5 protein-coding genes are annotated in these 5,094 nt (G+C 41.6%); 3 read left to right on the forward strand and 2 right to left on the reverse strand.

Annotated elements, in window-relative coordinates:
• The coding region (locus VNZ46_RS25865; RefSeq protein ID WP_325564006.1) for a histidine phosphatase family protein at nucleotides 1-545 on the reverse strand (545 nt) is incomplete at its 3' end.
• Nucleotides 545-1,738, reverse strand: coding sequence for an aminofutalosine synthase MqnE (gene mqnE / locus VNZ46_RS25870; RefSeq protein WP_199075324.1), 1,194 nt, complete (start codon nucleotides 1,736-1,738; stop codon nucleotides 545-547). The genes VNZ46_RS25865 and mqnE, both read right to left, overlap by 1 nt.
• Before the next feature lie 373 nt (nucleotides 1,739-2,111).
• On the opposite strand from mqnE, the gene VNZ46_RS25875 reads away from it, so the two are divergent.
• The 3 genes from VNZ46_RS25875 to VNZ46_RS25885 are packed head-to-tail and all read left to right on the forward strand — an operon-like array spanning nucleotide 2,112 to nucleotide 5,092.
• Nucleotides 2,112-3,350, forward strand: coding sequence for a glycine betaine/L-proline ABC transporter ATP-binding protein (locus VNZ46_RS25875; RefSeq protein WP_325564009.1), 1,239 nt, complete (start codon nucleotides 2,112-2,114; stop codon nucleotides 3,348-3,350).
• Entirely contained in the window at nucleotides 3,347-4,186 is an 840-nt protein-coding gene (locus tag VNZ46_RS25880; protein WP_325564011.1) for a proline/glycine betaine ABC transporter permease, read from the forward strand. The genes VNZ46_RS25875 and VNZ46_RS25880 overlap by 4 nt, the downstream gene beginning before the upstream one ends.
• Nucleotides 4,187-4,213: 27 nt before the next feature.
• On the forward strand, nucleotides 4,214-5,092 hold the full coding sequence (locus VNZ46_RS25885) for a glycine betaine ABC transporter substrate-binding protein (protein ID WP_325564013.1): 879 nt from the start codon (nucleotides 4,214-4,216) through the stop codon (nucleotides 5,090-5,092).
• Nucleotides 5,093-5,094 lie beyond the last annotated feature (2 nt).

Below are 5,094 nucleotides of genomic sequence, written 5' to 3' on the forward strand. Positions count from 1 at the left end.
TAGAGTGTGGTATTTTGGTGCGGAAATTCGCCCATATCTGACATTGGCTTACCTGTAAGCAAACACAACAGCAAGCGCATTGCCCTGCCATGCATACAAACCAGAACCAGTTTTTCTTTAGGATGGCTTTTAATGTGATTAACGGCTTCTGTTAGCCTTAGGGCAACTTCCGCCGGACTTTCTCCACCTTCAAATTTGGCATCATAATCTCCGCTTTGCCATTTTTCTACAATGTCCCGGAATACAGCAAGTGCATGCTCTGAGCTGGGCTTTCCCTCCCATTCTCCCCAAGCTAATTCATCCAATCCACTCAGCTGCTCCCAAGGCAGTCCAGACGCTATGAATTTATGAACGGTTTGATGGGTACGCTTTAAGCTTGAAGTATAAATCTTATCAAATGGAATGTCTTTATACATCTGATAAAAGGCTTCGGCCTGGGCTCTGCCTGTATCATTCAGGTCGCTGTTAATGCCGCGTCCTTGTACAATCCCATGTTTATTTAACTCTGTTTCTCCGTGCCTTATAATATATAACTCTTTATCCATTAGTTAATTACTGGCAATTTATAATATTGAGGTTTGACTTCGTCCTCAAATACAAAATCTGTATAATCGGTTACGACATTGTATAAAGTATCTCTTTCTATTGGCTGCCTGCCTACCTGCTTGATCAGATTGACCAGTTCTTGTGTGCTCATTCCCGGTGTCTGCTCTTCTGCTCCAGCCATAGAGTAGATCTTGGTCGTATCGTCGAGAGTGCCATCGATATCATCAACACCAAAATTAAGCGATAACTGCGCAGTTTGACGACTGATCATTGCCCAATAAGCTTTAATATGATCAAAGTTATCCATGTAGATTCTTGCAATAGCATAATTCCTCAGATCTTCAATCACAGAAACTTCCGGAACATGATCCATCTGGTTGTTCTGATTCCTGAATTTCAATGGAATAAAGGCTTGAAAACCTCCGGTTTTGTCCTGTAACTCGCGAAGACGTTCCATATGGTCTACGCGGTGCCAGAATTCCTCAATATGTCCGTATAGCATGGTTGCATTACTACGCATACCCAATTTATGGGCTTGCTCATGAATGTCCAGCCACTGTTCGGCATTGCATTTATCATGCGCAATCTTTTCTCTGACTTCAGGGTGAAAGATTTCTGCACCACCACCAGGCATAGAATCCAAACCGGCTTCTTTGAGATATTTCATGCCATCATAATGGCTCAATTTTGCCTTTTTAAATATATAATAGTATTCTACAGGTGTTAAGGCTTTGATATGGAGATCGGGGCGATGTGCCTTTGTTCTTTTGAAAAAGTCGGCATAAAATTCCAGATTCTGCTTTGGTACTACACCTCCGGTAACGTGCACTTCTGTTACGGGCTCGTTGTCATACTTTTTCAGAATGTCTATCATTCCGTCTACGCTCATCTCCCATCCCTCTTCACGCTGTTTAATTAAGCGGGAATAAGAACAGAATTTACAGTCGTACACACAAACATTAGTGGGTTCTATATGGAAATTGCGGTTAAAAAAAGTTTTGTCTCCGTGTTTTTCCTCTCTGATATGATTGGCAAGTACACCAAGATAACCCAGTTCGGCATGTTCATATAAATAAACACCTTCGTCAAAAGTGATTCTTTCTTTGTTCTGAACTTTCTGTGCGATAGCCTTTAAGGGCTGCACCAAATCCGGATCGTTCAAAAGTAAAGTTAGTTTTGCAGTAGTATTCATATTTTGATCTCTGATCTGATAGAGACAAAAGTAACATAAAATTGAGAAAATGGTGTTTATTTAACAGTTTTAAGGTGTCAGTGGAGTGTAAAAGAGGTGCGGATCCTTGGAGTAGAACACAACCATTTTTAACTAAAGCGCAGTCCGCAAACCCATCCTTTTGAGATAACAATTTGACTATTCGTTATTTTTTCTTACCTTTGCAACGTTTTTAATTTAAACAGCCTCGTTAATACGCCCGTCGTGCGTCTATTCGTAAAGTAACAGCTGCTTAAATGTCATTGGGTATTTCACCCTCATTTTTCAATACTAATGTTTTTTAAAGCATTTAAGATATGTGGCCATTAAGCCATCATATGTAAATTTTTTAAATATGTCCAAACTTAAAATAGAAGACCTCACGCTGATTTTCGGAAAAGAAAAAGAAGAGGCACTTTCACTTTTAAAAGAGGGAAAATCCAAGGCAGAAATCCTTGAACAGACAGGATGCACTATTGCAGTTAAAGAAGCCAATTTTGAAATCGAAAAAGGTGAATTCTTTGTCATAATGGGCTTATCAGGAAGTGGCAAATCCAGTTTGCTCCGCTGCCTGAACAGACTTATTGAACCTACATCAGGCAAAGTAGTCCTCGACCAGCTGAACATCACCAGCCTGACAGACAAAGAGCTTCAGGGCGTACGGCACAAAGAAATGGCTATGGTATTTCAAAAATTCGGCCTCCTGCCCCATCGTTCTGTTGTAGAAAATGTAGCCTTTGGCCTGGAACTTCAGCAAGTACCAGAAGAAGAACGGGAAGAGAAAGCCAAAACTGTGATAGAGCTTGTAGGACTTAAGGGTTACGAAAATCAACCCACAGATGCACTATCTGGTGGGATGCAACAGCGAGTAGGTTTAGCCCGTGCACTGGCCAATGAGCCGGAGATATTATTAATGGATGAAGCCTTCTCCGCATTGGATCCCCTGATCCGTGCACAAATGCAGGAAGAACTGATCGACCTGCAGAAAACCATGCATAAAACTATCGTTTTTATTACACATGACCTAGATGAAGCCATACGACTGGGCGACCGTATTGCCATAATGAAAGATGGAGAAATTATACAAATTGGTACACCCGAAGAGATTTTAACCAATCCGGCAACTGATTATGTATCTTCTTTTGTAGAAAAAGTAGATCGAAAATCGATCATCACCGCGGCAAGTCTGATGTTTGAGAAACCAACAGTGGCCATAGCAGGTAAAGACGGCGTTGAAGGAAGCTTGAGGAAAATGCGTGTCTCCGGTCTTACAACCTTGCCCGCAGTTTCTGTTGACAAAGAATTTCTTGGCTTTGTTTATCTAAGAGACCTGTTGGAAATCAAATCCAAGGGCCATCATGTGATTGCAAAAGCCATTAGGAGTGATATCCCCGTGGCCTACCCTGAAACGACAGTGGAGCAAATGCTTCCCTTTATTGCAGAGAATGGCCGTGCAGTACCCGTTGTAGATAGAGAAAATAACAAATTACTGGGCATTGTTGCACAAACCTCACTGCTCATTGAAACAACCGGAACCTCCTGGGAAAATGTAACCGGAAACGCTATTGATCACCTTCAAAACGAAATCATATGACACATATACATATAGGAAATTATATAGAGGATTTTATAAACTGGCTGACCAGGCATTTTGCTCCCTTATTTGATATAATCAAATTAGTGGTAGAGTCTGTAGTAAATTCTGTTGAGTCGATACTGATGTTCCCCCCATTTTTCGTAGTTATACTGCTCATTGCATTTCTGGCCTGGAAGAGGACCGGCCTTGGTGTAACGATTTTAACTTTAGCCGGCTTGACCCTGATCTGGGCAATGGGCTACTGGGAACAAACGATGTCAACCTTAGCCCTGATTCTATCCTCAGCCTTTATGGCTTTATTAATGGGCGTTCCCCTGGGCATTTGGGCTGCAAAAAAACCGCTGGCGAAGAAGGTTATCCGGCCGGTCCTCGACTTTATGCAAACGATGCCCGCGTTTGTCTATCTGATCCCTGCAGTACTGTTTTTCGGCCTGGGAAAAGTACCTGGTGCTTTTGCAACCATTATATTCGCTATGCCTCCAGCCGTTCGCTTAACAACACTAGGCATTAGTCAGGTACCTGAAGACATTGTTGAAGCAACCCGTTCCTTTGGGGCAAGCCCCAGACAATTGTTGTTCAAAGTAGAATTACCGCTTGCCTTGCCTACCATATTGGCCGGTGTAAATCAAACTATTATGATGGCACTCTCCATGGTAGTCATCTCTGCAATGATTGCTGCAGGCGGACTGGGAGAAACCGTACTTAAAGGCATCACCCAACTAAAAATTGGACTCGGCTTTGAAGGCGGTATTTCTGTAGTGATCCTGGCCATTATTCTGGACCGAATCACCCAATCTTTTGGAACAAACCGAAAGAAGGCACTCCACTCATAAAAATGACAAATATTAAATTAAAAAGATATGCTATATAAATTTATCAACAGATTATTTATGGTTATGTTAACGGGAATCCTCTTTTCCTGCACAAATACCGGTGCGAAAAAGAAAGTGACCATCGCCTATGTCAATTGGGCAGAAGGCAATGCCATGACTCAACTGTCTAAAGTATTGCTGGAAAGAGAAGGCTATACAGTAGAACTAAAAAATGCAGATGTTGCGCCTGTTTTTGCCGCTGTAGCCCGTGGAGATGCAGACATGTTTTTAGATTCCTGGATGCCCGTTACCCACAAAGACTATATGGAAAAATACGGTTCAGAACTTGAAGTATTAGGAATCAATTTTAATCATGCCCAGATTGGCTTCGTAGTTCCCGATTATGTGAACATCAATAGTATAGATGAGCTGAACTCTAACGCTTCTTTATTTGATCACAAAATCATCGGGATTGATGCTGGAGCTGGAATTATGAATAAAGCAGAACTCGCGGTAAAAAACTACAATTTAAAACTGGAACTTCAATCCTCAAGTGAGGCAGCAATGCTCGCCATATTAAAGAAAAGCATAGACAAAAAGCAGGCTGTTGTAGTAACAGGCTGGTCGCCACATTATATGTTCAGCAATTTTAAGCTGAAATTTCTGAAAGATCCTAAAGCTGCATTTGGAAGTATAGAAAAGATACAAACCATAAGCAACAAGAAATTTGCAGCCTCAAACCCTATGGTTGCATCCTTTTTTAGAAATTTCCAGCTCGATGAAGAACAACTTGGTTCCCTGATGGCAGCTTTAGAAGGGACCAATGAGGAAAGAACTGCGGTTGAAGGATGGTTAAACCGGCATCAGGATTTTAGCCGGAACATGAGTTCTTTTCTGAAAACCAGCTCTTCCAAAGAAGATATGTAAAA

This window comes from Pedobacter sp. (assembly GCF_035566355.1).
Taxonomy (GTDB): domain Bacteria; phylum Bacteroidota; class Bacteroidia; order Sphingobacteriales; family Sphingobacteriaceae; genus Pedobacter.